The organism is Aeromicrobium yanjiei, from assembly GCF_009649075.1.
Lineage (GTDB): Bacteria > Actinomycetota > Actinomycetes > Propionibacteriales > Nocardioidaceae > Aeromicrobium > Aeromicrobium yanjiei.
Window position 1 is genome coordinate 601,295 of sequence record NZ_CP045737.1, and the last position, 22,826, is coordinate 624,120.

Here is a 22,826-nt window from a genome sequence, read left to right on the forward strand (position 1 = left end):
AGGAGAGGGCCGGGCGCCTCCGGAACGCGCTATGCGATGGGGGCCGCTTCCTCGGCGGCTGCCGCCCGCGGCCCGCCGTGGCCCGCGTGGGTGGGCTTGGCCAGGAACAGGACCAGCACGATGCCGACCAGGAATGCGGCAACCGGCAGGTAGAGGGTCTGCGACATCGCCTCCGCGAACGGGCCCTGGATGACGTCCGGCATCTTGTCGCCGGCGGCCTGCAGGTCCTGCGAGGAGCCCTCGATGCCGTTGGCGGTCAGCCGGGCCTGGATGAGCGCCGCGATCGCCGCGCTGCCGAGCACCGCACCGATCTGGCGGGTCGTGTTGTAGACGCCCGCGCCGCTGCCGGCCGAGGACATGGGCAGGTTGCGGGTCGCGGTGGCGCTCAGCGGCGCCCACAGGCACGCGTTCGAGACGCCGAACAGCGCCATCGGCAGGCACAGCTGCCACACCGGGGTCGTGGGGGTGATCAGCTGCGACAGCCAGAACATCGCGGCCGCGGCGGTGCCGAAGCCGACCAGCGTGATGTTGCGCGGGTGGGTGCGATCCACGAGCTTGCCGACGAACGGAGCGAGCAGGATGAGCACGACCGCCATGGGCACCATGAGCAGCGCCGACCCGGTGGGGCTCCACCCGCGGACCCCTTGGGCGTAGAAGAAGAACGGCAGCGACATCGCCGTGATCGACAACGACACCAGCGCGATGCCCGCGTTGCCGAGCGAGAAGTTGCGGTCGCGGAACAGGCTCAGGGGGACGAGCGGCTCGTTCTTGATGCGGCTCTGCCAGAACACGAACGCCGCGAACACGGCCAGGCCGACGGCGATGAGCAGCGGGACGCTGAGGACGCCCTCGATCGTGCCCCAGTCGTACTTCTCGCCCTCCTGGATGCCGAAGACGATGAGGAACACGCCGATGCCGCTGAGCGCGACCCCGAGCCAGTCGAACGTGTGGGTGTGGGTCGGCAGCACAGGGACGAGCCGCACCGCCAGCACGAAGCCGACGATGCCGACGGGGATGTTGACGAAGAAGATCCACTCCCAGCCGAGCGAGTCCACCAGCACGCCGCCGAGGATCGGTCCGACGAGCGTCGCGACGCCCGCGGTCGCGCCCCACAGCGCCATGGCCGCACCGCGGTTGGCCGGGGCGAACGTGCGGGTGATGACGGCCATCGTCTGCGGCGTGATGAGCGCCGCGCCGAAGCCCTGGACGACGCGGGCCACGATCAGCATCTCGATCGAACCGGTCAGCCCGCACCACAACGACGCGAGCGTGAAGATGGTCAGGCCGACGAGGTACATGTTCTTGGGGCCGAAGCGGTCGCCGAGGCGGCCCGTGACGAGCAGCGGCACGGCGTACGCGAGGAGGTACGCGCTGGTGACCCAGATGACGGTGTTGTAGTCGGTCCGGAAGTCCTCCATGATCGCGGGCGTCGCGACCGACACGATCGTGTTGTCGACCAGGATCATGAAGAAGCCGATGACCATGGCCCAGAGGGCCGGCCAGGGCTTGTAGTCCGGTGGCAGCTCAGTGCTCACTGCAGATCGGGTTGCCATATGAGGTCCTTGGTCTCGATGCGGGTGATGAGGGTCGTGATCCAGTCGCGCTGGGCGATGGCGGTGGTCAGCAGGTAGTCGCCGGCGATCCAGTACGTCTCGGGGATGCCCCGGTCGCGGGCGGCGCGCAGCAGCGCGGTGAGCTCGGCGATGTCCTCGTCGAGTGCGGTGACGTACTGCTGCAGGTCGGCGGTGGCCTCGGCCGCGCCGATCGTGTGGGCCTCGCTGAGGGCGAGGGCGAAGTGCAGGTACTCGCGGACGGGGCGGGAGATGAGCTCTCTGACGCGTGCCTCGACGGCCTCGCGGCCCGCGGCGGTGATGGCGTACGTCGTCCGCTCGGGACGATTGCCCTCCCGCTCGGTGCCGATCGCCTCGACCAGCTCGTCGGCCTGGAGCCGCTCGACCGTGTGGTACAGCGAGCCCAGCCGGATCTTGACGAAGCGGTCCTCGTGGCGCTCGTGCAGCAGGCGGTTCATCTCATAGGGATGCATGGGCCGCTCGACCAGCAGCGCCAGGACCGAGATGCACAGCGGTTTGAGTGCCATGGTGCCCCGTCCCGATCAGTCCCCGCGCATTACTCCAACTGGAATATACGCACGATAGTTGCTCTCCGCAACAGCATCATGGCGCGGGGCTCCGACAGAAACCGTCGACGGTTCAGCGCAGGAGCTCGTAGCCGCGCAGGTCGTCGAACGACCCGTCGCCGAGGCGCTCGGCGGCCCGCTGCGTGCCGTAGTAGGAGAATCCGGCCGCGAGAGCGATCGCGTGGCTGGCTGGGTTGTCCTCCGCCGCGTACAGCGAGAGGCGCCGCCTGTCGAGCCCGTCGGGGTCGAGCGCGTGGTCGACGACCGTGCGGCACGCCTCGGTCGCCAGGCCGCGACCCCGGGCGTCGGGGTGCATCCAGTAGCCGATCTCGCCGTGGTCCCGGTTGAGGCCGAGCATGTCCATCACGGCGATGTTGCCCAGCAGCTCGTCGCTGTCGCGGTCCGCGACGGCCCACGTGGCCTTCGCCCCCGTCGCGGCCTGCCAGAGGCAGTCGTGCAGGTACGCCTCGGCCGAGGCCGCGGTGTACGGCTGGGGGAGCCAGGCCAGGAAGCGCCGGCTGACCGGGTCGTTGCACATCTCGACGAGCCGCGGGACGTCGGCGGCAGTGAACGGACGCAAGCGCAGCCGCTCGGACTCGAGCACCGTCCCCCCGGCCCACGGCGTACTCGGGTAGGGCGCGTCGCCGAAGCGGATGGACCCGGTCCACGCGTCGAGGACCCGGCCCCGCTCGTGCAGCATGCCCGGGACCAGGCCGTGCAGCGTGAACCCCGTCGAGTGGGCGACCCTCAAGGAGGCCTCGTTGCCGACGTGTGAACGCCAGTGCACGATCTCGACGCCGCCCTCGGTGAGCGCCCAGTCCACCGCGAGGCGCACGGCCCGGGACATGATCCCGCGCCCGCGTGCCCACGGGTGCAGCGCGAAACCGATGTCCGCGATGGGCCGTTGCCGGATGTCGACATTGCCCGCGAACCGGGAGCGCCCGTCGTCGTCGGTCGCCTCGATCGCCCAGCCGCGGTGCGATCCGTCCTCCCAGCCCCGAGGCAGGATCGTGAACGCGAACTGCTCGCTCATGCTCCGCTGGTGGGGCGAGGGGATCGCGGTCCAGCGGACCATCGTGGGGTCGAGGGCCATCTCGAGCATCGCGTCGATGTCGTCCGGGACGTGGGCGCGGATCGTCACGACGCCGTCGCTCAGCACCGGGACGTTCAGCGGCCACCTCACGGCTGGCCCCTCACTGCGAGCGGGTGCGGAAGGGATCGGCGGGATAGACGCCCAGCACCGTGACCTCGGTGGTGAAGAAGGCCAGCTCCTCGAGCGCGCGCGCCAGGGGCCCCTCGTCCGGGTGGCCGTCGACCTCGGCGAGGAACTGGGTCGCGATGAACTCGCCGTCGACCATGTAGCTCTCGAGCTTGGTCATGTTGACGCCGTTGGTCGCGAAGCCGCCCAGGGCCTTGTAGAGGGCCGCCGGAAGGTTGCGCACGTTGAACACGAACGTCGTCACGGTCGGCCCGGAGCCGGGAGCGGCCCGGACGGGCTCGCGGGACAGCACGACGAACCGGGTCGTGTTGTGGTCCTCGTCCTCGATGTCCTCGGCCAGGACGTCGAGACCGTAGATCTCGGCGGCCATGGGCGGGGAGATGGCGGCCTGGGTCGGATCGCCCGCGTCGGCGATCTCTCGCGCCGCGCCGGCGGTGTCACCGGAGATCACGGTCGTGAGGCCGTGCTCGCGGATGATCTTGCGGCACTGCCCGAGCGCGTGGACGTGGCTGTGCACGGTCTTGATCTGGTCGATCGTCGCGCCGCGCACGCCCATGAGGCTGAACTGGATGCGCAGGAAGTGCTCGGCGATGATGTGCAGGCCCGAGGTGGGCAGGAAGTGGTGGATGTCCGCGACCCGGCCCGCGAGCGAGTTGTCGATCGGGATCATCGCGAGATCGGCCTCCCCGCCGGTCACCGCCGCGAAGACGTCCTCGAACGAGGCGCACGGGACGGCCTCCCAGTCGGGATAGTGCCGATTGGCCACGATGTGCGAGTTGGCACCGGGCTCACCCTGGTAGGCGATCCGTCGAGAGGTCATTGACCTAGTTTGGCACTCGCGTCCGGCACGGGGTGCGCACCGTCCGCAGCGCGTACCGCGAACACCTCGGGACGCTTCCACTGCCGTGCGTCGTAGCGGGCCTCGACGCGATCGCGCAGGGCCTGGACCTTCTCGGGGGCCACGAGGGCGATCGCGCTGCCGCCGAAGCCGCCGCCGGTCATGCGGGCACCGAGGGCGCCCGCCTCGAGCGCGGCCTCGACCGCGACGTCGAGCTCGGGGCAGCTGACCTCGAAGTCGTCGCGCAGCGAGGCGTGGGACGCGGTGAGGATCGTGCCGAGCTGCGCCCAGGCCCGCCGGCTCACGGCCGTGACGGCGCCGCGGACGCGGGCGGTCTCGGTGAGCACGTGCCGGGTGCGGGCCTTGAGGGTCTCGTCGGTCAGCTGCACCGTGGCGTCGAGCGTCGCCTGCGCGAGCCACTCGATGCCGAGCTCGGCGGCCGCCCGCTCGCACTCCTCGCGACGCGCGGCGTACTCGCCGTCGGCGAGGGCGTGGTGGACGCCGGTCGCGATGACGACGAGCGTCAGCCCGTCCTCCTCCCAGCCGAGCGGGACGAGGCGGGTCGTGTGGGGGCTCACGGAGGTGTCGATCTGGACTGCGTGGCCCGCGGCACCGTAGAGGACCGCGAGCTGGTCCATCAGGCCGACGGGTGCGCCCACGAAGCCGGACTCCGCGCGCTGCGCGACGAGGGCGATCTGGGTGCGGTCCAGGCCGAGGCCGTGCGCCTCGTCGAGCGCGGCAGCGATGCCGCAGGTCGTCGCGGCGGAGGACGACAGACCGGCCCCTGAGGGCAGCCGCGACTCGATCACGAGGTCGACGCCGGTCAGGGCGTGACCGGCGTCCACGAGGCTCCAGATCGTCCCCGCGGCGTACGACGCCCAGCCGTCGACCTCGCCGGGCTGCACCGAGGTCGTGAACGTGACCTTCGCGGCGCCGGGGAGGTCGCTCCACACGTTGACGACGCCGTCGTCACGCAGGCGGGCCTTGACGGTCACCGAGCGGTCGATCGCGAGGGGCAGGACGGGCCCACCGTTGTAGTCGAGGTGCTCCCCGATGAGGTTCACCCTCCCGGGCACGTCCCAGCGGCGTACGTCAGTCACCCGTCGAGCATAGGCGCAGCCCGCGAAGGCGGGCGACCGCGCGACTGGCAGAATGCCCCCATGCCTGCCGTTCGCCGTCCACGCGTCCTCTCCGGGGCCCAGCCCACGGCCGACTCGTACCACCTGGGCAACTACTTCGGGGCGTTCAAGCAGTGGGTCGCGCTGCAGGACGAGTTCGAGGCGTTCTACTTCATCCCGGACCTGCACGCGATCACGGTCGAGTACGACCCGGCCCTGCTGCGCGAGCGCACCTACATCGCGGCAGCGCAGCTGCTCGCGGCCGGCGTGGACCCCGAGCGCAGCGCCCTGTTCGTGCAGAGCCACGTGCCCGAGCACGCCCAGCTCGCCTGGGTCCTCGGCGGCGTGACGGGCTTCGGCGAGGCCAGCCGCATGACGCAGTTCAAGGACAAGAGCGCCAAGGGCGGCCAGGACTCCGCGAGCGTGGGCCTGTTCACGTACCCGATCCTCATGGCTGCCGACATCCTGATCTACCAGGCCGACAAGGTCCCGGTCGGCGAGGACCAGCGCCAGCACGTCGAGCTGACCCGCAACCTCGCGCAGCGGTTCAACCACCGCTTCGGCGAGACGTTCACGGTCCCCGAGGCGTACATCGTCAAGAGCACGGCCAAGATCTACGACCTGCAGGACCCGACCTCCAAGATGAGCGGGTCGAACGCCTCGCACGCGGGTGTCGTCGACCTGACCGACTCCCCGAAGCAGGTCGCCAAGAAGATCCGCTCCGCCGTGACCGACTCAGGCAGCGAGATCACCTTCGACCCGGTCGAGAAGCCGGGCATCTCCAATCTCCTGTCGATCTACTCGGCGCTGACGAACGAGCCGGTCGAGCAGATCGTGCGTGACTTCGAGGGCAAGCAGTACGGCCACCTGAAGGTGGCGCTGGGCGATCTCGTCGCCGACTTCGTCGGCACCTTCGGTGACCGCACCCGCGAGCTGCTCGACGACCGGGGCGAGCTCGATCGCATCCTGGCCCGGGGCGCGGCCCAGGCGCGCGAGGTCGCCGCCACGACGCTCGACCTGGTCTACGAGCGCTCCGGATTCGTGCGGCGGGCCTGATCCATGCCCACGATCGGAGTCGCGATCCCGGTCCCGGACCCGTACGGCGCCCTGCTGCGCGAGAAGCGGGCCGACTTCGGTGACCCGATGGCCAGGACCGTCCCGAGCCACGTCACGCTGATCCCGCCGACCGAGGTCGAGGACGACCAGCTCGACGCGGTCTGCGCGGCGCTGGAGCGCGCATCGGCGGCCCTGCCGCCGTTCGCGATGCGGCTGCGCGGCACGGGCACGTTCCGCCCCGTCTCGCCCGTGGTCTTCGTCGCGGTCAGCCAGGGCATCTCCTACACCGAGATGCTCGCCAAGTGCGTCCGCACCGCCCTGGGCAGCCCCGAGCCGGAGTTCCCGTTCCATCCCCACGTCACGGTCGCGCACAACCTCGACGACGCGAGCCTCGACCGGGCGTACGACGAGCTGAACGACTTCGAGTGCCGGTTCACGGTCAGCGAGTTCGCGCTCTACCACCACGAGGACGAGGCCGGCTGGGTGCCGCAGCGGGCCTTCCGCCTCGGCCCGGGGTAGCCGGACTCACACGAGGGCCAGATCGCCGTCGCCGATCCTCGGGAGGTGCTCGAGGAGATCGGCCTTGAACGCCCGGGCGGCCAGCGGCAGCGCCTCCGAGCTGCGGTGGGCCAGGGCGATGACCCGCTCGAGGGGCGGGTCGACGAGCTCGGTCGCGCGCAGCTGCGGGCGGGTCGTCAGCACCATGCTGGGCACGACCGCGTGCCCGAGACCGGCCTGGACGAAGCGCAGGACTGCGCTCATCTCGCCTCCCTCGACCGCGAGGCGCGGCTCGAACCCGGCTGTCGCGCAGGCGCGGAGCGTCACGTCGCGCAGGTCGTAGCCCTCGCGGAACATCACGAACGGGAGATCGCGCAGCTCGGCGACCGCCATCGCGTCCGGGACGTCCGCATCGACCGGGCTGGCCAGGACGAGCCGCTCACGCAGCACCGGTGTCGTCTCGATGTCGGGGTCGTTGGTGTGCAGCGGGACGATCAGCAGGGCGATGTCGAGCCGGCCCTGGGCGAGCTCCTCGGTCAGCACGCGCGAGCCCGCCTCCTGCACCTCGAGATCGATCTGCGGGTACGACTCGTGGAACCGGGTCAGCGCCTCGGGCAGCAGCCCGTCGCACAGGGAGGGCGTCGCGCCGAGGCGTACCCGGCCGCGCTGCAGGCTCGCGACCTCGTGGACCGTGCGCTCGGCGCTCGCGACGTCGATGAGGATGCGCTGGGCATGGGGGAGCAGTGCCTCGCCCGCGCTGGTCAGCTCGATCGCTCCACGGTTGCGGACGAACAGCGGGGCGCCGAGGGCGTTCTCCAGGACCCGGATCTGCTTGGACAGCGTGGGCTGCGACACACCCGTGATCTCGGCGGCCCGGGTGAAGTGGCGGGTACGGGCGACGGCCACGAAGTAGGTCAGCTGGTGGATCTGCATCCAACCAGTGTGTCATAGCCATTGGCTATGAAGGTTTGCCTCAACAAGACTTAGCGTGAATCGTCGATCAGTCCTACCCTGTGCAGGTGGCAACTACCCAAACTGTGAAGCGCGTCTCGGCCAGCAGGTCGACGGTCGCTCAGAAATATGCGATGGCGGTGTCGGGGCTCATCATGCTGGGCTACCTGCTCGTCCACATGTACGGCAACCTGAAGTTCTTCCAGGGCGAGGAGAAGTTCGACTCCTACCTGCACGAGACCTTGCCGCACATGTTCTACCCGTACCTCCCCGAGGGCGGAGCGCTCTGGATCATCCGAGTGCTGCTGCTCGTCGCGCTGGTGGTCCACGTCTACTGCGCAGCCAACCTGTGGCGTCGCAACAAGGCAGCGGCCGGCTACGTCGGTGGCAAGCGCTACCACACCACGCAGAACAAGACCGGCATCCAGCGCAGCTACGCCTCGTTCACGATGCGCTGGGGCGGCGTCGTCCTGCTGCTGTTCATCATCGGCCACGTCGCGCAGATGATGCCCAACTGGCTCTCGCCCGGCGGCGCCAGCGACAGCAAGTACGACCGCGTGGTCAACGGCTTCGAGATCTGGTGGGTCGTCCTGCTCTACACGATCGGCATGATCGCGGTCGGCTTCCACCTCGCCCACGGCTTCTGGGGCGCCCTGATGACCCTCGGTCAGAACCGCAGCGCGACGCGCCGCGGCTCGCGCTGGACCCCGATCGCGATCGGCCTCGCGACCCTCATCACGGTCGGCTTCCTCTCCGTCCCGTTCGCTGTCTTCTTCTTCGGAGCTGGTTCCTGATGACCACCACCAACGTGTCCGAGCAGTTCCACACCGTCGGCGCCGACATCGCCGACACGAAGGCGCCCTCGGGCCCCATCGAGAAGCGCTGGGACGACCGCAAGTTCAACGCCAAGCTCGTCAACCCCGCCAACCGGCGCAAGCTGAGCATCATCATCGTCGGCACCGGCCTCGCGGGGGCCTCGGCCGCCGCGACGCTCGGCGAGGCCGGCTACCACGTCAAGAACTTCTGCTACCAGGACAGCCCGCGCCGGGCGCACTCGATCGCCGCCCAGGGCGGCATCAACGCGGCGAAGAACTACCGCAACGACGGCGACAGCATCTACCGGCTGTTCTACGACACGGTCAAGGGCGGCGACTTCCGCGCCCGCGAGTCCAACGTCTACCGCCTCGCGCAGGTGTCGGTGAACATCATCGACCAGTGCGTCGCACAGGGCGTCCCGTTCGCCCGTGAGTACGGCGGACTGCTCGACAACCGCTCGTTCGGCGGCGTCCAGGTCTCCCGCACGTTCTACGCCCGCGGCCAGACCGGCCAGCAGCTGCTGCTCGGCGCGTACCAGGCGCTCGAGCGCCAGATCGCCGCCGGCACGGTCGAGATGCACACGCGCCACGAGATGCTCGAGCTCGTCATGGTCGACGGCCGTGCGCGCGGCATCATCGTGCGCGACATGGTGACCGGCGAGATCGAGACGCACACGGCCGACGCGGTCGTGCTGGCGACCGGCGGCTACGGCAACGTGTTCTTCCTGTCGACCAACGCGATGGGCTCCAACGTCACCGCGACGTGGCGTGCCCACCGCAAGGGCGCGTACTTCGCGAACCCCTGCTACACGCAGATCCACCCGACCTGCATCCCGGTCAGCGGCGACTACCAGTCCAAGCTGACGCTGATGAGCGAGTCGCTGCGCAACGACGGACGCATCTGGGTGCCCAAGCGGGCCGGTGACGACCGCATCCCGAGCGACATCCCCGAGGACGAGCGCGACTACTACCTCGAGCGCATCTACCCCGCATTCGGCAACCTGGTGCCCCGCGACATCGCCTCGCGTGCCGCGAAGTACCAGTGCGACGACGGCAAGGGCGTGGGCCCCGGCGGCCTGGGTGTCTACCTCGACTTCGCCGAGGCCATCGAGCGCCTCGGCCTGCCGGCCGTGAAGGCCAAGTACGGCAACCTGTTCGACATGTACGCGCAGATCACCGGCGAGAACCCGTACGAGCAGCCGATGCGCATCTACCCGGCCGTGCACTACACGATGGGTGGCCTGTGGGTCGACTACGACCTGCAGAGCAACCTGACGGGCCTGTTCGTGGCGGGCGAGGCCAACTTCTCCGAGCACGGGGCCAACCGTCTCGGCGCCTCGGCGCTGATGCAGGGTCTCGCGGACGGCTACTTCGTCCTGCCCAACACGATCGCCGACTACCTGGCGTCCGGTCCGTACGAGAAGATCGCCGACGACCACCCGGCCGTCCTCGAGGCCCGCGCGGCCGTCGAGGAGCGCGTCGCCAAGCTGCTGTCGATCAACGGCACCCGCACGGTGGACTCGTTCCACAAGCAGCTCGGCCAGATCATGTGGGAGTACTGCGGCATGGAGCGCAGCGAAGAAGGCCTGATCAAGGCCATCGGGATGATCCGCGATCTGCGCGATGAGTTCTGGCGCGACGTCAAGGTCACCGGCGTCAACGAGGAGCTCAACCAGACTCTCGAGCGTGCGAACCGGGTCGCGGACTTCTTCGAGCTGGGTGAGCTCATGTGCATCGATGCGCTCAACCGCCGTGAGTCCTGCGGCGGCCACTTCCGCGCCGAGAGCCAGACCGAGGACGGTGAGGCGCTGCGCCACGACGAGGAGTTCGCCTACGTCTCGGCGTGGGAGTTCGGTCAGGAGCAGCCCGTGCTGCACAAGGAACCGCTCAAGTACGAGTACGTCGAGATGAAGTCGAGGAGCTACAAGTGAACATCACGGTGCGCGTCTGGCGTCAGAAGAACGCCGACGACAAGGGCAAGATGGTCACGTACGGCGTCGAGAACGTCTCGCAGGACATGTCGTTCCTGGAGATGCTCGACGTCCTCAACGAGCAGCTCACGCTGGCCGGCGACGAGCCGATCGCATTCGACCACGACTGCCGTGAGGGCATCTGTGGCGCGTGCGGCGTCGTGATCAACGGCATCGCGCACGGCCCGCAGGTCACCACGACCTGCCAGCTGCACATGCGCAGCTTCGAGGACGGCGCCGTCATCGACGTCGAGCCCTGGCGCTCGGGAGCGTTCCCGGTCATCAAGGACCTCGTGGTCGATCGTGGATCGCTGGACCGCATCATCCAGGCGGGCGGCTACATCAGCGCCCCGACCGGCTCGGCGCCCGAGGCCAACAACCTCCCGGTCCCGAAGGTCGATGCCGACCACGCCTTCGAGTCGGCCGCGTGCATCGGCTGCGGCGCCTGCGTCGCGGCGTGCCCCAACGGCTCGGGCATGCTCTTCACCGCCGCCAAGATCACGCACCTGGGTCTGCTCCCGCAGGGCCAGCCCGAGCGTGACTCGCGGGTCATCGGCATGGTGGAGCAGCACGACCACGAGGGCTTCGGCGGCTGCACCAACATCGGCGAGTGCACGTCGGCATGCCCCAAGGGCATCCCGCTGGACACGATCAGTCGGCTCAACCGCGACCTCCTCGGAGCCCTCGCGCACGGCGACGCCTGATATTGCACTGACGTCATCCCGGCCGAGCCGCACGCGGTTCGCCCGGGATGACGTCTTCGTGCACCACATTGATTAGCGTAGGTAATTTGTTATGCTAAGGACATGCCTACTGATGCCCACCAGCTCGCTCGGTCGGTGGCGCGTCTCAACCGCCGCCTCCGTCAGGAGCGCCAGAGCGATCTGACCCCCACCCAGCTGTCGGTGCTCGGCGCGGTCCTGAAGATCGGTCCTGCGACGCCCAGCGCGATCGCAGCGCACGAGCGCGTCCAGCCGCCGTCCATCACCCGTACGCTCGCCTGCCTGGTCGACGAGGGCTACGCGATCCGCGAGCCCCACCCCGACGACGGTCGACAGGTCCTGGTCTCGGTCTCCCAGAAGGGCGATGCCGTCCTCGCCGAGGAGCGCACGCGCCGCGACCTCTGGCTCGGCCACCGGCTCGCGGCCCTCACCGCCGCGGAGCGCAAGACCCTGAGGGAGGCTGCCGCCCTGCTCGAACGGCTGGCACAGAGTTGAGCCCCACGTTCCGCGCGCTGGCGGTGCGCAACTACCGCATCTACATCCTCGGCGCGATCGTCTCCAACACCGGCACCTGGATGCAGCGGATCGGCCAGGACTGGCTGGTCCTGCAGCTGACCAACAGCGGCACCGCCCTCGGCATCACGACGGGCCTGCAGCTGCTGCCCGCCCTGCTCTTCTCGCCCATCGCCGGCGTCGTCGCCGACCGCGTCCCCAAGCGGACGGTCCTGCGCGTCACCCAGGTCGCGATGGCGGTCCCGGCGGCCCTGCTCGGCATCCTGGCCGTCACAGGGGCGGTCCAGACCTGGCATGTCTACGCCCTGTCGTTCCTCTTCGGCATCGGCACGGCCTTCGACGCCCCCGCCCGCCAGTCGTTCGTGGTCGAGATCGTCGGGCGCGACGACCTCGCGAACGCCGTCGGCCTGAACTCGGCGTCGTTCAACCTGGCGCGCATGATCGGCCCCGCGGTCGCCGGCATCCTGATCGCGGCGCTCGGCTCCGGCGTCGGCGCCGCGGGCTGGGTCATCCTCATCAACGCCTTCAGCTATCTCGCGGTGCTCGCCTCCCTGCAGCTGCTCGACGGCAGTCGGCTGCGGCCCTCGGAGGTGACCGGGACGCGCAAGCACGCGGTCCGCGACGGTGTCGCGTACGTCCGCTCGCGCCCCGACCTGGTGCTGATCCTCACCTGCGTGTTCTTCGTCGGCACGTTCGGCATGAACTTCCAGATGACCAGCGCCCTGATGGCGACCGACGTGTTCGGCAAGGGCGCGGGGGAGTACGGCCTGCTGGCCTCGATCATGGCGATCGGCTCGCTCGCCGGTGCCCTGCTCGCGGCGCGGCGCGCACGTCCGCGCCTGCGCTCGGTCGTGATCGCGGGTGCTGCCTTCAGCGTGGTCGAGATCGTCGCAGGCCTCATGCCGACGTACGAGACCTTCGCGGCGGTCCTGCCGGTGCTGGGCCTGTGCGCCCTGACGATGATCACGTCGGCGAACGCCACGATCCAGCTGACCTCGAGCCCCATGATGCGCGGTCGGGTCGCGGCGCTGTACCTCATGGTCTTCATGGGAGGCACGCCGTTCGGCGCTCCGCTCGTCGGCTGGGTCGGCGAGACCTTCGGGGCCCGGTGGATGCTCACGGGTGGAGGCGGCCTGACCCTCGTCGGCATCGCGCTGGCCACGATCTGGTTCCTGCGGCACCAGGACGAGACGCTCGAGGAGTTGCGGACCTCGATCCGCGATCTACGCTGGCGACATGCACGTCGAACGGACCTTCACGGTGCCACGTCCGATCGAGGACGTGTTCGCCTACCTGAGTGATTTCGAGAACACGAACGAGTGGGACCCCGGGACGGTGCGCACGACGCGCACCGGCGGGGACGGTGGCCTCGGCACGACGTACGCGAACCGGTCGGAGTTCATGGGCCGCGAGACCGACCTCACCTACGAGACGATCGGCTTCGACCGACCCACGTTCTTCGCGTGCCGGGGAACCAACAAGACCGCGACCACGATCGACTCGATGACGTTCACCCGCGACGGCGACAGCACCCAGATCCGCTATCGCGCCGACTTCCGGTTCCGCGGCCTCGCCCGCGCCGCGGCGCCCTTCGTGGTCCGGCCCAAGCTCGAGGGGCTCGCGGACGAGACGGTCGAGCAGATCCGCCGCTCGCTGGAGGCCCCCGGACGGTAGCGGTCCGGCGTGGCCCGCGATCAGCGATAAACTGGGGGCCATGTCCTTGATCGAGTCGCTCGCACGATCCATCGACGTGGTGACCCCCGATCTCATCGAGGTCCGCCGTGACCTGCACTCCTCGCCCGAGCTCTCGTGGCACGAGGAGCGCACGACGGACGTGGTCGCGACGTGGATGGACAAGATCGGCGTGCCCTACGAGCGCTTCGAGGGCACCGGCCTGATGGCCGAGATCGGTCCGTCCGAGGGGCCCATCGTGGCGCTGCGCGCGGATCTGGACGCGCTCCCCGTCATCGAGACGTCCCAGGATCCCTGGCGGTCCACCGTCCCGGGCGTCTCGCACTCGTGCGGTCACGACGTGCACGTCGCGTCGCTGCTCGGTGCCGGGATCGCCCTGGCGCACGCCCACGCCGATCACGGGCTCCCGTTCCACGTGCGGCTGCTGTTCCAGCCCGCCGAGGAGGTCATGCCGGGCGGCGCGCTGAAGCTGCTCGCGGCCGGGGCGCTCAAGGGCGTCTCGCGGATCTTCGCGCTGCACTGCGACCCGTCGCTGGACGTCGGCCAGGTCGGCCTGCGCGAGGGGCCCATCACCGGCGCTTCCGACCACGTCCACGTCGTGCTGTCGGGACGGGGCGGCCACACGTCGCGGCCCCACCTGACCGAGGATCTCACGTACGCCCTCGGCAGCCTGCTCGTGCAGCTGCCCGCGGTGCTGTCGCGGCGGTTCGACCCCCGGGCGGGGGCGAGTCTCGTGTGGGGCCAGGTGCAGTCCGGCAACGCCGCCAACGTCATCCCGTCCAGCGGCGAGCTCCGGGGCACGATCCGCATGCTGGACGCGTCCGCGTGGCACCAGGCCGAGCATCTGGTCCGCGGCATCATCAGCGACCTGATCGAGCCGTTCGGGGTCAGCGCAGAGGTCAACTACACGCGCGGCGTCCCGCCCGTCGTCAACGACTTCGGCGCGACGCAGGTCCTGCGACGGGCCGTCACGGAGGCGATCGGGCCGAGCGGTGTCGCGACGACCTCGCAGAGCCTCGGCGGCGAGGACTTCGCCTGGTACGTCGAGGCGGTCCCCGGCGCCATGGGACGTCTCGGCACCCGCACCCCCGACGGCCCGACGTACGACCTGCACCAGGGCAACCTGCGGGTCGACGAGCGCGCGATCGCGGTCGGTGCGAAGGTCCTGGCCAGCGCCGCTGTGAGCTGAGCCACGCGGCACGTGCTCTGCGCGGCCCCAAATGGTGAAGAAACGGTTAAGGGCGCCTCCAATCCCGGGGGTGTGGTCCCGAAGCCGTGGGGCAAAGATTAAGGTTCGACTCACGAGCCGGGCACCCGGCTCCGTTTCGAGGAGGAATTTTGCGTCGATCGACGAAGGCCACCGCCATCGCGGGTCTGGCCGTGCTGGTGCTCGCTGCCGCGGGCTGTGGCAAGAACAGTGACGGAAGCGACGGCGGAAGCGACAAGTCCGGCTCCAAGGACAACTGCGTCAAGGCCGATCCCGACAAGAAGGTCGGCATGGCGTTCGACGTCGGCGGACGCGGCGACCAGTCCTTCAACGACTCGGCAGCCAAGGGCCTGGACAAGGCCGCGTGCGAGCTCGGACTCACGGTCCAGACCGCAGAGGCGCAGGACGGCGAGCCCGAGTCGGCTCGCGAGGGTCGCCTGCAGCAGCTCGTCGACGCCGGGTTCGACCCCGTCATCGCGGTCGGCTTCGCGTACTCCCCGTCGCTGGCCAAGGTCGCCAAGGCCAACCCCGACGTGAACTTCGCGATTGTCGACGACGCGGTCGAGGGCAAGAACATCGCGAACCTGCTGTTCGCCGAGGAGCAGGGCTCGTTCCTGGTCGGTGCGGCCGCAGCCCTGGAGAGCAAGTCCAAGAACATCGGCTTCGTCGGTGGCGTCGAGACGCCCCTGATCAAGAAGTTCGAGGCGGGCTACACCGCTGGCGCCAAGGCGGTCGACAAGAGCATCAAGGTCCAGTCGCGCTACCTCTCGCAGCCGCCGGACTTCAGCGGCTTCGGCGACCCGGCCAAGGGCAAGACCACGGCCGAGGGCATGTTCGACGCCGGTGCGGACGTCGTCTACCACGCAGCAGGCGGCTCCGGCGGCGGCGTCTTCGAGGCTGCTTCCGCGGCCGGCAAGAAGGCCATCGGCGTCGACTCCGACCAGGCCCTGACGGCCGACAAGTCGGTCCGCGACGTGATCCTGACGTCGATGCTCAAGAACATCGACGTGGCGGTCTTCGACTACCTCGAGAGCGTCGAGAAGGGCGAGAACGTCAGCGGCCCCAAGGTCTATGACCTCAAGGTCGACGGTGTCGGCTACTCCACCACCGGTGGCCAGGTCGACGAGATCAAGGAAAAGCTGGACGGCTACAAGCAGCAGATCATCGACGGGGAGATCACGGTCCCGACGAAGTAGGCACTGAGAGACCTGGCCCGGGACCCCGCTGTAGCGTGGTCCCGGGCCAGGGTCGTCCTGTCGTACTTTTTCCAAGTGAGGCCAGAACTGATGGGCAGAGTGTGAACACCACGAGCACGACCGACGACGTCGTCGTCCGCCTGCGTGACATCGGCAAGACGTTCCCCGGCGTGGTCGCCAACCACGACATCAACATCGACGTGAGGCGTGGCACCGTCCACGCGATCGTGGGCGAGAACGGCGCCGGCAAGTCGACGCTGATGAAGATCCTGTACGGCGTCCAGAAGCCGGACTCCGGCACCATCGAGGTCAACGGCAACCTCGTGAACCTGTCGTCCCCAGCCGATGCGATCGCCGCGGGTGTCGGCATGGTGTTCCAGCACTTCATGCTGGCCGACAACCTCAGCGTGCTCGAGAACGTCGTGCTCGGAGCCGAGAAGATGCACGGCATCGGCGACAAGGCCCGCGCGCGCATCCGCGAGATCTCCGACTCGTACGGCCTCGGCATCGACCCGGACACGCTGGTCGAGGACCTCGGCGTCGGCGCCCGCCAGCGCGTCGAGATCCTGAAGGTCCTCTACCGCGGCGCGTCGATCATCATCCTGGACGAGCCCACCGCCGTGCTGGTGCCCCAGGAGGTCGACGAGCTGTTCGGCAACCTGCAGGAGCTCACCCGTGAGGGCCTCGCCGTCATCTTCATCTCCCACAAGCTGGACGAGGTGCTGGCGGCCGCGGACGAGGTCACGGTCGTCCGCCGGGGCACGACCGTCGCGACCGTGGACGCCTCCTCGGTCAACTCGCGCCAGCTCGCCGAGATGATGGTCGGCTCCGAGCTGCCCAGCCCCAGCACCGAGACCTCGACCGTGACCGACCAGGTCATCCTCGAGGTCCGCGACCTGACCCTCCCGTCGGAGGGCAGCCGCGACCTGCTGAGCCACATCGACCTGGTGATCCGCTCGGGCGAGGTCCTGGGCGTCGCGGGGGTCGAGGGCAACGGCCAGGCCGAGCTGGTCGAGGCCATCATGGGCATGCGCTCGGGCACCACGGGATCGATCACCCTGGCCGGCAAGGACCTGGCGGGGCGCTCGACCCGCGACCGCCGCGAGGCCGGCATCGGCTACATCCCCGAGGACCGTCACCGCCACGGCCTCCTGCTCGACTCGCCGCTGTGGGAGAACCGCATCCTCGGTCACCAGACGCGTGAGCCGAACGTGAAGGGCCCGCTGATCGACCGCGGGGGAGCGCGTCAGGACACCCAGCGCATCGTGGACCAGTACGACGTCCGCACCCCGGGCATCGACACGCTCGCGCGGGCGCTGTCCGGCGGCAACCAGCAAAAGCTCATCGTGGGCCGCGAGATGGCCGACGACCCGGTGCTGCTGATCGCGTCGCACCCCACCCGCGGCGTCGACATCGGCGCGCAGGCGGCCATCTGGGGCCACATCAAGCGGGCCCGGCGCGAAGGGCTCGCGGTGCTGCTGATCTCGGCCGACCTCGACGAGCTCATCGGCCTGTCCGACACCATCCGGGTGATCCTGCGCGGTCGCCTCGGCGAGACCTTCGACCCCGCGACGGTGACCCCGTCGATGCTGGGCTCGGCGATGACAGGAGCAGACGCGTCATGAAGAGCCCTCGTACGACCAAGATCGCGCTGGCGATCGGGGCCCCCGTGCTCGCCCTCGTGGCGGCGTTCCTCATCACGAGCCTCGTGCTCGTCCTGGCGGGCGACGACGTCGGCGGTGTGTGGAGCCAGATCCTGAGCCTGCCCACCGACCGGGGCTACGTCAACATCATCAACGCCGCGACGGTCTACTACCTCTCGGCGATCGCGGTGGCCATCGGCTTCAAGATGAACCTGTTCAACATCGGCGTCGATGGTCAGTACCGGGTCGCGGCGTTCACCGCCGCGGTCGTGGCCGGCGAGGGCTGGCTGCCGGGCTACTTCAACACCGCCCTGGCGATGGTCGCCGCGGTCCTGGTCGGTGCGGCGTGGGCCGGCATCGCAGGCCTGCTGCGGGTCACCCGCGGCGTCAGCGAGGTCATCTCGACGATCATGCTCAACTCGATCGCGACGGCCCTCGTGGCGTACCTGCTGCGCAAGGCCGCGGTCGACAACTCCGGCAGCAACATCACCGCGACCAAGGAGGTCCCCGAGGGCAGCCGCGTCGGCGGCTTCAGCCTGTTCGGCGACGTGCCGGCGACGGTCTACGGCCTCGTGCTCCTCGCGGTCGCGGTCGGCTTCCTGTACTGGTTCGTCATCAACAAGACCCGCTTCGGCTTCGACCTGCGCGCCACGGGCGCCTCGGAGTCGGCCGCGGTGGCCAGCGGCATCAACGTCAAGAAGATGATCGTGATCTCGATGCTGCTGTCCGGCGGTGCCGCAGGGCTCGTGGGCATGCCGCTGCTGTTCGGCAACGACTACGCGTACGGCTCGACGTTCCAGTCAGGCCTCGGCTTCGCCGGCATCGCGATCGCGTTGCTGGGTCGCAACCACCCGGTCGGGATCGCGCTCGGCGCCCTGCTGTTCGCCTTCCTCGACGAGCAGTCCAATCCGCTGCAGATCCTGCTCAACGTCTCGCCCGACATCGTCAAGATCACCCAGGGCACGATCGTGCTCACGGTCGTCATCGCGTACGAGGTGGTCCGTCGCTACGGCGTGCGGATCGAGCAACGCAGGGTGGCAAGCGCCCTCGATGACCAGCCCGCGACGACGAAGGAGGTGTCCGCATGAGCGCCGTCAACGACGTCGTCGCGCCGGTCAAGGCCGCCGCGCAGAAGCTCACGTACGGCTGGATCATGATCTGGCTGGCCGTCGGCCTCGTGCTGTTCTCGCTGCTGCGCATCATCACGGGCGCGAACGACCTGGACTCCTCGGGCACGCTGCGCGCGACGCTCGTCGCGGCGGTGCCGATCGGCCTGGCCGGTCTCGGCGGCCTGTGGTCCGAGCGGGCCGGCGTCGTCAACATCGGCCTCGAGGGCATGATGATCCTCGGCACCTTCGGTGCGGGCTACTTCGGCTACTTCTACAGCCCCTGGCAGGGCGTCCTCGGCGCGATCGCCCTGGGCGCGGTCGGCGGTCTGCTGCACGCGGTCGCGACCGTGATCTTCGGCGTCGACCACATCGTGTCGGGCGTCGCGATCAACATCATCGCCCTGGGTGCGGTGCAGTACCTCGCCGCGCTCGCGTTCACGGGCGTGCCCGGTGGCGGCCAGACCCAGTCGCCGACCATCCCGAGCTTGCCGTCGGTGACGCTGGACTTCCTGTCCGATCCGCTCGGCGACCTCGAGCGCAAGCACTGGTTCGTGGTGTCCGACCTCGCCTCGGTCGTGCGGGCGCTCGTGACCAACCTGTCGGTGCTGACGATCATCTGCCTGCTCCTGTTCGTGCTGACCTGGTACGTCCTGTGGAAGACCCCGTTCGGCCTGCGTCTGCGCTCGTGCGGCGAGAGCCCCGCGGCGGCGGAGTCCCTCGGCGTCAACGTCATCCGCTACAAGTTCATCGCGGTCGTCATCTCCGGCGGGTTCGCCGGTCTGGCCGGTGGCTTCCTGGCGCTCGTGGCCTCCAGCACGTTCCGTGACGGCCAGACGGGCGGACGCGGCTACATCGGCCTCGCGGCGATGATCTTCGGCAACTGGCGCCCCGGTGGACTGCTCGCCGGCGCGGGCCTGTTCGGCTACACCGACACCCTGCGGCTGCGCGGCGGAGGCGAGACCATCCACGGTCTCCTGCTCCTGGTCGCGGTCGGTATCGTGCTCTACGGCATCTGGCAGTACCGCAAGACCCGTCGCGTCTCGACGTTGATCGGTGCGTTGCTCGGCGTGGGCGTCGCGGTCTGGTACTTCGCGACGGACTCGATCCCCGAGGACCTCACCGGCATGACGCCGTACGTCACGACGCTCCTGGTGCTCGCGTTGTTCTCACAACGACTACGCATGCCGGCAGCCGACGGAAAACCATATCGACGAGGGAGTGCAGGCTAGTGGCGCTGGGAATCACCGGAGCGGACGATCCGGTCGACTGGGAGGCACTGACCCGCTACGCGACCGAGGTCATGGGGCGGGCGTACGCGCCGTACTCCAAGTACCGGGTCGGCGCGGCCGGGCTGGTCGACGACGGCCGGGTCGTGCTCGGCTGCAACGTCGAGAACGCCGCGTACGGCGTCGCGCTGTGCGCCGAGTGCGGCATGGTCTCGGCCCTGCACTCGACCGGCGGCGGACGTCTGCGCGCGGTCGCGTGCGTCGACGCGGCAGGGGCGGCCATCATGCCGTGCGGGCGCTGCCGGCAGCTGCTGTGGGAGAACGGCGGTCCCACGATGCAGCTCATGACGCCCAAGGGCGTCCGGACCATGGCCGAGGTGCTGCCCGACGCGTTCGGCGCGGACGACCTGGGGATCCAGTGACCGCCGGAGCCGTCCAGGTCGACCTCGGCTCGCCGGACTTCGTCCGCGATCCCTACCCGGTCCTGGCGTCGCTGCGCCAGGAGGGCCCCGTGCTCTGGCACGAGCCGATGGGCGCGTGGCTCGCGACGACCCACGACGCGGTGAGCCAGGTGCTGCGCAACCGGGCGTTCGGGCGGCTGTGGACCGACTGGGAGCCCACGTCGGAGATGGAGCCGTTCAACGCCCTCCACCGCAACCAGATGATGGAGAACGAGCCCCCGACGCACACCCGTCTGCGGCGGCTCGTCGCGGCGGCTTTCGGCCGCGGTCACGTCGAGCGGATGCGTCCGCGCGTCGAGGACCTCGCCCGGAGCATGGTCGCCGAGCTCGGCGAGAGCTTCGACGTCCTCGGCGACTACGCCGAGCCCATGCCCGTCTACGTGATCGCCGACATGCTGGGCGTCCCGCGCGAGGACCACGCCCGCCTGCGCGACTGGTCCCAGGCGATCGTGCACATGTACGAGCCCCACGTCGACGAGGCGACCAAGCAGGCCGCGATCGAGGCCAGCACGGCGTTCTCGGACTACGTCCGCGAGGTCGTCGAGCAGCGTCGCAGCGCCCCCGGCGAGGACCTCATCACCGACCTGATCGAGGCCCGCGACGAGGGCACCAAGCTCAGCGACGACGAGCTCGTCGCGTCCGTCGTCCTGCTGCTCAACGCGGGCCACGAGGCGTCCGTCAACGTCTTCGGCAACGGCTTCCACGCGCTGCTGCAGCACCCCGAGCAGATGGCCCGCGTCGCGAGCGGCGAGGTCTCGGTCGAGACCGCCCTCGAGGAGCTCATCCGCTACGACGCCGCGCTGCAGCTCTTCGAGCGCACCGCCACCGCGGACGTCGAGGTCAGCGGCCAGCTCGTGCGGGCCGGCGACAAGATCGCCTGCCTCATGGGCTCGGCCAACCGTGACGCCGCGGTGTTCCCGGACGCCGACACGTTCGACGTGGGCCGCGACCCGAACCCGCACGTGGGCTTCGGCATGGGCCTGCACTTCTGCCTGGGCGCTCCGCTGGCGCGCCTCGAGCTGCAGATCAGCATCAGGACCCTGCTCGAGCGCTTCCCGCAGCTGCGGCTCGTCGGCGAGGCGCCGCGCCGCCCGACGTGGGTGCTGCGCGGATTCGAGCGCATCGACGTGGAGGTGGCTTCATGAGTGAGTCGTTCGACGCGGTCGAGGTGATCGCTGCCAAGCGGGACCGGCATGAGCTGACCGATCCGCAGATCGACTGGGTCGTCGACGCGTACACCCGTGGCATCGTCGCCGACGAGCAGATGTCCGCGCTCGCGATGGCGATCCTGCTCAACGGCATGAATCGTCGCGAGATCTCCCGCTGGACGCACGCGATGATCGCGAGCGGCGAGCGCATGGACTTCTCGTCGCTGTCGTGGACGACGTCCGACAAGCACTCGACCGGGGGCGTGGGCGACAAGATCACGCTGCCGCTGGCCCCGCTCGTCGCGGCCTGCGGCGTCGCCGTGCCGCAGCTGTCGGGTCGCGGCCTCGGCCACACGGGCGGCACGCTCGACAAGCTCGAGGCCATCCCGGGGTGGCGTGCGTCGCTCACCAACGAGGAGATGATGGCCCAGCTCGAGGACATCGGTGCGGTGATCTGCGCCGCCGGTGCGGGCCTCGCACCGGCGGACAAGAAGCTCTACGCGCTGCGCGACGTCACGGGCACGGTCGAGGCGATCCCGCTGATCGCGAGCTCGATCATGAGCAAGAAGATCGCGGAGGGCACCGGATCGTTGGTGCTCGACGTGAAGGCGGGCTCCGGTGCGTTCATGAAGGACGTGGACCAGGCCCGCGAGCTCGCCGAGACCATGGTCGCGCTGGGCAATGACGCCGGGGTCACGACGGTCGCGCTGCTCACCGACATGTCCACGCCGCTCGGCCTGACGGCCGGCAATGCGTGCGAGGTCGCCGAGGCGGTCGACGTCCTGGCCGGCGGCGGACCTGCCGACGTCGTCGAGCTCACGGTCGCGCTCGCTCGCGAGATGCTCGCCGCAGCGGGCAAGGACGACCGCGATCCGGCTGACGTGCTGGCCTCGGGCGCCGCGATGGACGTCTGGAAGCGCATGATCCGCGCGCAGGGCGGCGACCCCGACGCGCCGCTGCCGGTCGCGAAGGAGACGCACGTCGTCACCGCGCCGACGTCCGGGACGCTGACCCGTCTCGACGCGATGGGCGTGGGAGTCGCCGCGTGGCGTCTCGGCGCCGGTCGATCGCGTCCCGGCGAGCAGGTCCAGGCCGCCGCCGGCGTCGTGATGCACGCCAAGCCGGGTGACGCCGTCACCGCGGGCCAGCCGCTGCTGACGCTGCACACCGACACGCCCGAACGGTTCGATCGAGCGGTGGCTGCGCTCGACGGGGTGTATGACATAGGTGACGGGTTGTATGGCGCAGGTACGGAGGGCGGCAAGGCGTCTGCCGTGGTCATCGACCGGATCGGATAGGTTCGCACG

The 22,826-nt window shown here is 69.6% G+C and carries 22 protein-coding genes; 16 read left to right on the forward strand and 6 right to left on the reverse strand.

What is annotated here, in order from left to right; genetic code table 11:
• Positions 1-29: 29 nt before the first annotated feature.
• From GEV26_RS03190 to galK, 5 genes are all read right to left on the reverse strand, one after another.
• Positions 30-1,535: a DHA2 family efflux MFS transporter permease subunit gene (locus GEV26_RS03190; protein WP_341769342.1), complete on the reverse strand. Its 1,506-nt coding sequence runs from the start codon at positions 1,533-1,535 to the stop codon at positions 30-32.
• The gene (locus GEV26_RS03195; RefSeq protein WP_153651723.1) at positions 1,532-2,098 is read right to left on the reverse strand and encodes a PadR family transcriptional regulator; all 567 of its coding nucleotides are present in this window, start codon (positions 2,096-2,098) and stop codon (positions 1,532-1,534) included. The genes GEV26_RS03190 and GEV26_RS03195 overlap by 4 nt, the downstream gene beginning before the upstream one ends.
• Positions 2,099-2,210: 112 nt before the next feature.
• A complete protein-coding gene (locus tag GEV26_RS03200; RefSeq protein ID WP_153651724.1) occupies positions 2,211-3,320 on the reverse strand; it encodes a GNAT family N-acetyltransferase in 1,110 nt (369 codons plus the stop codon).
• A 10-nt stretch (positions 3,321-3,330) separates the two neighbouring features.
• The gene (locus GEV26_RS03205) at positions 3,331-4,176 is read right to left on the reverse strand and encodes a prephenate dehydratase (RefSeq protein ID WP_153651725.1); all 846 of its coding nucleotides are present in this window, start codon (positions 4,174-4,176) and stop codon (positions 3,331-3,333) included.
• Positions 4,173-5,294 (reverse strand): galactokinase, encoded by a 1,122-nt coding sequence (gene galK, locus GEV26_RS03210; protein WP_194839951.1) that lies wholly within the window; start codon positions 5,292-5,294, stop codon positions 4,173-4,175. Before galK ends, GEV26_RS03205 begins: the two co-directional genes overlap by 4 nt.
• A gap of 60 nt (positions 5,295-5,354) precedes the next feature.
• On the opposite strand from galK, the gene trpS reads away from it, so the two are divergent.
• Positions 5,355-6,368 carry a tryptophan--tRNA ligase gene (trpS, locus tag GEV26_RS03215; RefSeq protein WP_153651727.1) on the forward strand — a complete coding sequence of 338 codons (1,014 nt, stop codon included), beginning with the start codon at positions 5,355-5,357 and terminating at the stop codon, positions 6,366-6,368.
• A gap of 3 nt (positions 6,369-6,371) precedes the next feature.
• The gene (locus GEV26_RS03220) at positions 6,372-6,887 is read left to right on the forward strand and encodes a 2'-5' RNA ligase family protein (protein ID WP_153651728.1); all 516 of its coding nucleotides are present in this window, start codon (positions 6,372-6,374) and stop codon (positions 6,885-6,887) included.
• A 6-nt stretch (positions 6,888-6,893) separates the two neighbouring features.
• Here GEV26_RS03220 and GEV26_RS03225 read toward each other — a convergent pair whose 3' ends face one another.
• Positions 6,894-7,799, reverse strand: a complete 906-nt coding sequence (locus GEV26_RS03225; RefSeq protein WP_153651729.1) for a LysR substrate-binding domain-containing protein — start codon at positions 7,797-7,799, stop codon at positions 6,894-6,896.
• A gap of 86 nt (positions 7,800-7,885) precedes the next feature.
• Here GEV26_RS03225 and GEV26_RS03230 point away from each other — a divergent pair, with 86 nt between their 5' ends.
• From GEV26_RS03230 to GEV26_RS03295, 14 genes are all read left to right on the forward strand, one after another.
• Positions 7,886-8,611, forward strand: a complete 726-nt coding sequence (locus GEV26_RS03230; RefSeq protein WP_243838890.1) for a succinate dehydrogenase cytochrome b subunit — start codon at positions 7,886-7,888, stop codon at positions 8,609-8,611.
• The gene (locus tag GEV26_RS03235) at positions 8,611-10,563 is read left to right on the forward strand and encodes a fumarate reductase/succinate dehydrogenase flavoprotein subunit (protein WP_153651730.1); all 1,953 of its coding nucleotides are present in this window, start codon (positions 8,611-8,613) and stop codon (positions 10,561-10,563) included. The genes GEV26_RS03230 and GEV26_RS03235 overlap by 1 nt, the downstream gene beginning before the upstream one ends.
• Entirely contained in the window at positions 10,560-11,306 is a 747-nt protein-coding gene (locus GEV26_RS03240; protein WP_153651731.1) for a succinate dehydrogenase/fumarate reductase iron-sulfur subunit, read from the forward strand. The genes GEV26_RS03235 and GEV26_RS03240 overlap by 4 nt, the downstream gene beginning before the upstream one ends.
• 102 nt (positions 11,307-11,408) lie before the next feature.
• Positions 11,409-11,819 (forward strand): MarR family winged helix-turn-helix transcriptional regulator, encoded by a 411-nt coding sequence (locus tag GEV26_RS03245; RefSeq protein ID WP_153651732.1) that lies wholly within the window; start codon positions 11,409-11,411, stop codon positions 11,817-11,819.
• On the forward strand, positions 11,816-13,138 hold the full coding sequence (locus tag GEV26_RS03250; protein WP_153651733.1) for an MFS transporter: 1,323 nt from the start codon (positions 11,816-11,818) through the stop codon (positions 13,136-13,138). Before GEV26_RS03245 ends, GEV26_RS03250 begins: the two co-directional genes overlap by 4 nt.
• Entirely contained in the window at positions 13,074-13,511 is a 438-nt protein-coding gene (locus GEV26_RS03255; RefSeq protein WP_153651734.1) for an SRPBCC family protein, read from the forward strand. Before GEV26_RS03250 ends, GEV26_RS03255 begins: the two co-directional genes overlap by 65 nt.
• A 40-nt stretch (positions 13,512-13,551) precedes the next feature.
• Positions 13,552-14,718, forward strand: coding sequence for an amidohydrolase (locus GEV26_RS03260; RefSeq protein WP_153651735.1), 1,167 nt, complete (start codon positions 13,552-13,554; stop codon positions 14,716-14,718).
• A gap of 149 nt (positions 14,719-14,867) precedes the next feature.
• A complete protein-coding gene (locus tag GEV26_RS03265) occupies positions 14,868-15,932 on the forward strand; it encodes a BMP family lipoprotein (protein ID WP_194839952.1) in 1,065 nt (354 codons plus the stop codon).
• 101 nt (positions 15,933-16,033) lie between these two features.
• Complete coding sequence (locus GEV26_RS03270) at positions 16,034-17,557, forward strand: ABC transporter ATP-binding protein (protein ID WP_153651736.1); 1,524 nt, start codon at positions 16,034-16,036, stop codon at positions 17,555-17,557.
• Positions 17,554-18,663, forward strand: coding sequence for an ABC transporter permease (locus GEV26_RS03275; RefSeq protein ID WP_153651737.1), 1,110 nt, complete (start codon positions 17,554-17,556; stop codon positions 18,661-18,663). Before GEV26_RS03270 ends, GEV26_RS03275 begins: the two co-directional genes overlap by 4 nt.
• Complete coding sequence (locus tag GEV26_RS17960) at positions 18,660-19,913, forward strand: ABC transporter permease (protein WP_153651738.1); 1,254 nt, start codon at positions 18,660-18,662, stop codon at positions 19,911-19,913. The genes GEV26_RS03275 and GEV26_RS17960 overlap by 4 nt, the downstream gene beginning before the upstream one ends.
• A gap of 5 nt (positions 19,914-19,918) precedes the next feature.
• A complete protein-coding gene (locus GEV26_RS03285; RefSeq protein ID WP_153910881.1) occupies positions 19,919-20,332 on the forward strand; it encodes a cytidine deaminase in 414 nt (137 codons plus the stop codon).
• The gene (locus GEV26_RS03290; protein WP_153651740.1) at positions 20,329-21,516 is read left to right on the forward strand and encodes a cytochrome P450; all 1,188 of its coding nucleotides are present in this window, start codon (positions 20,329-20,331) and stop codon (positions 21,514-21,516) included. Before GEV26_RS03285 ends, GEV26_RS03290 begins: the two co-directional genes overlap by 4 nt.
• Positions 21,513-22,817 carry a thymidine phosphorylase gene (locus GEV26_RS03295; RefSeq protein ID WP_153651741.1) on the forward strand — a complete coding sequence of 435 codons (1,305 nt, stop codon included), beginning with the start codon at positions 21,513-21,515 and terminating at the stop codon, positions 22,815-22,817. Before GEV26_RS03290 ends, GEV26_RS03295 begins: the two co-directional genes overlap by 4 nt.
• Positions 22,818-22,826 lie beyond the last annotated feature (9 nt).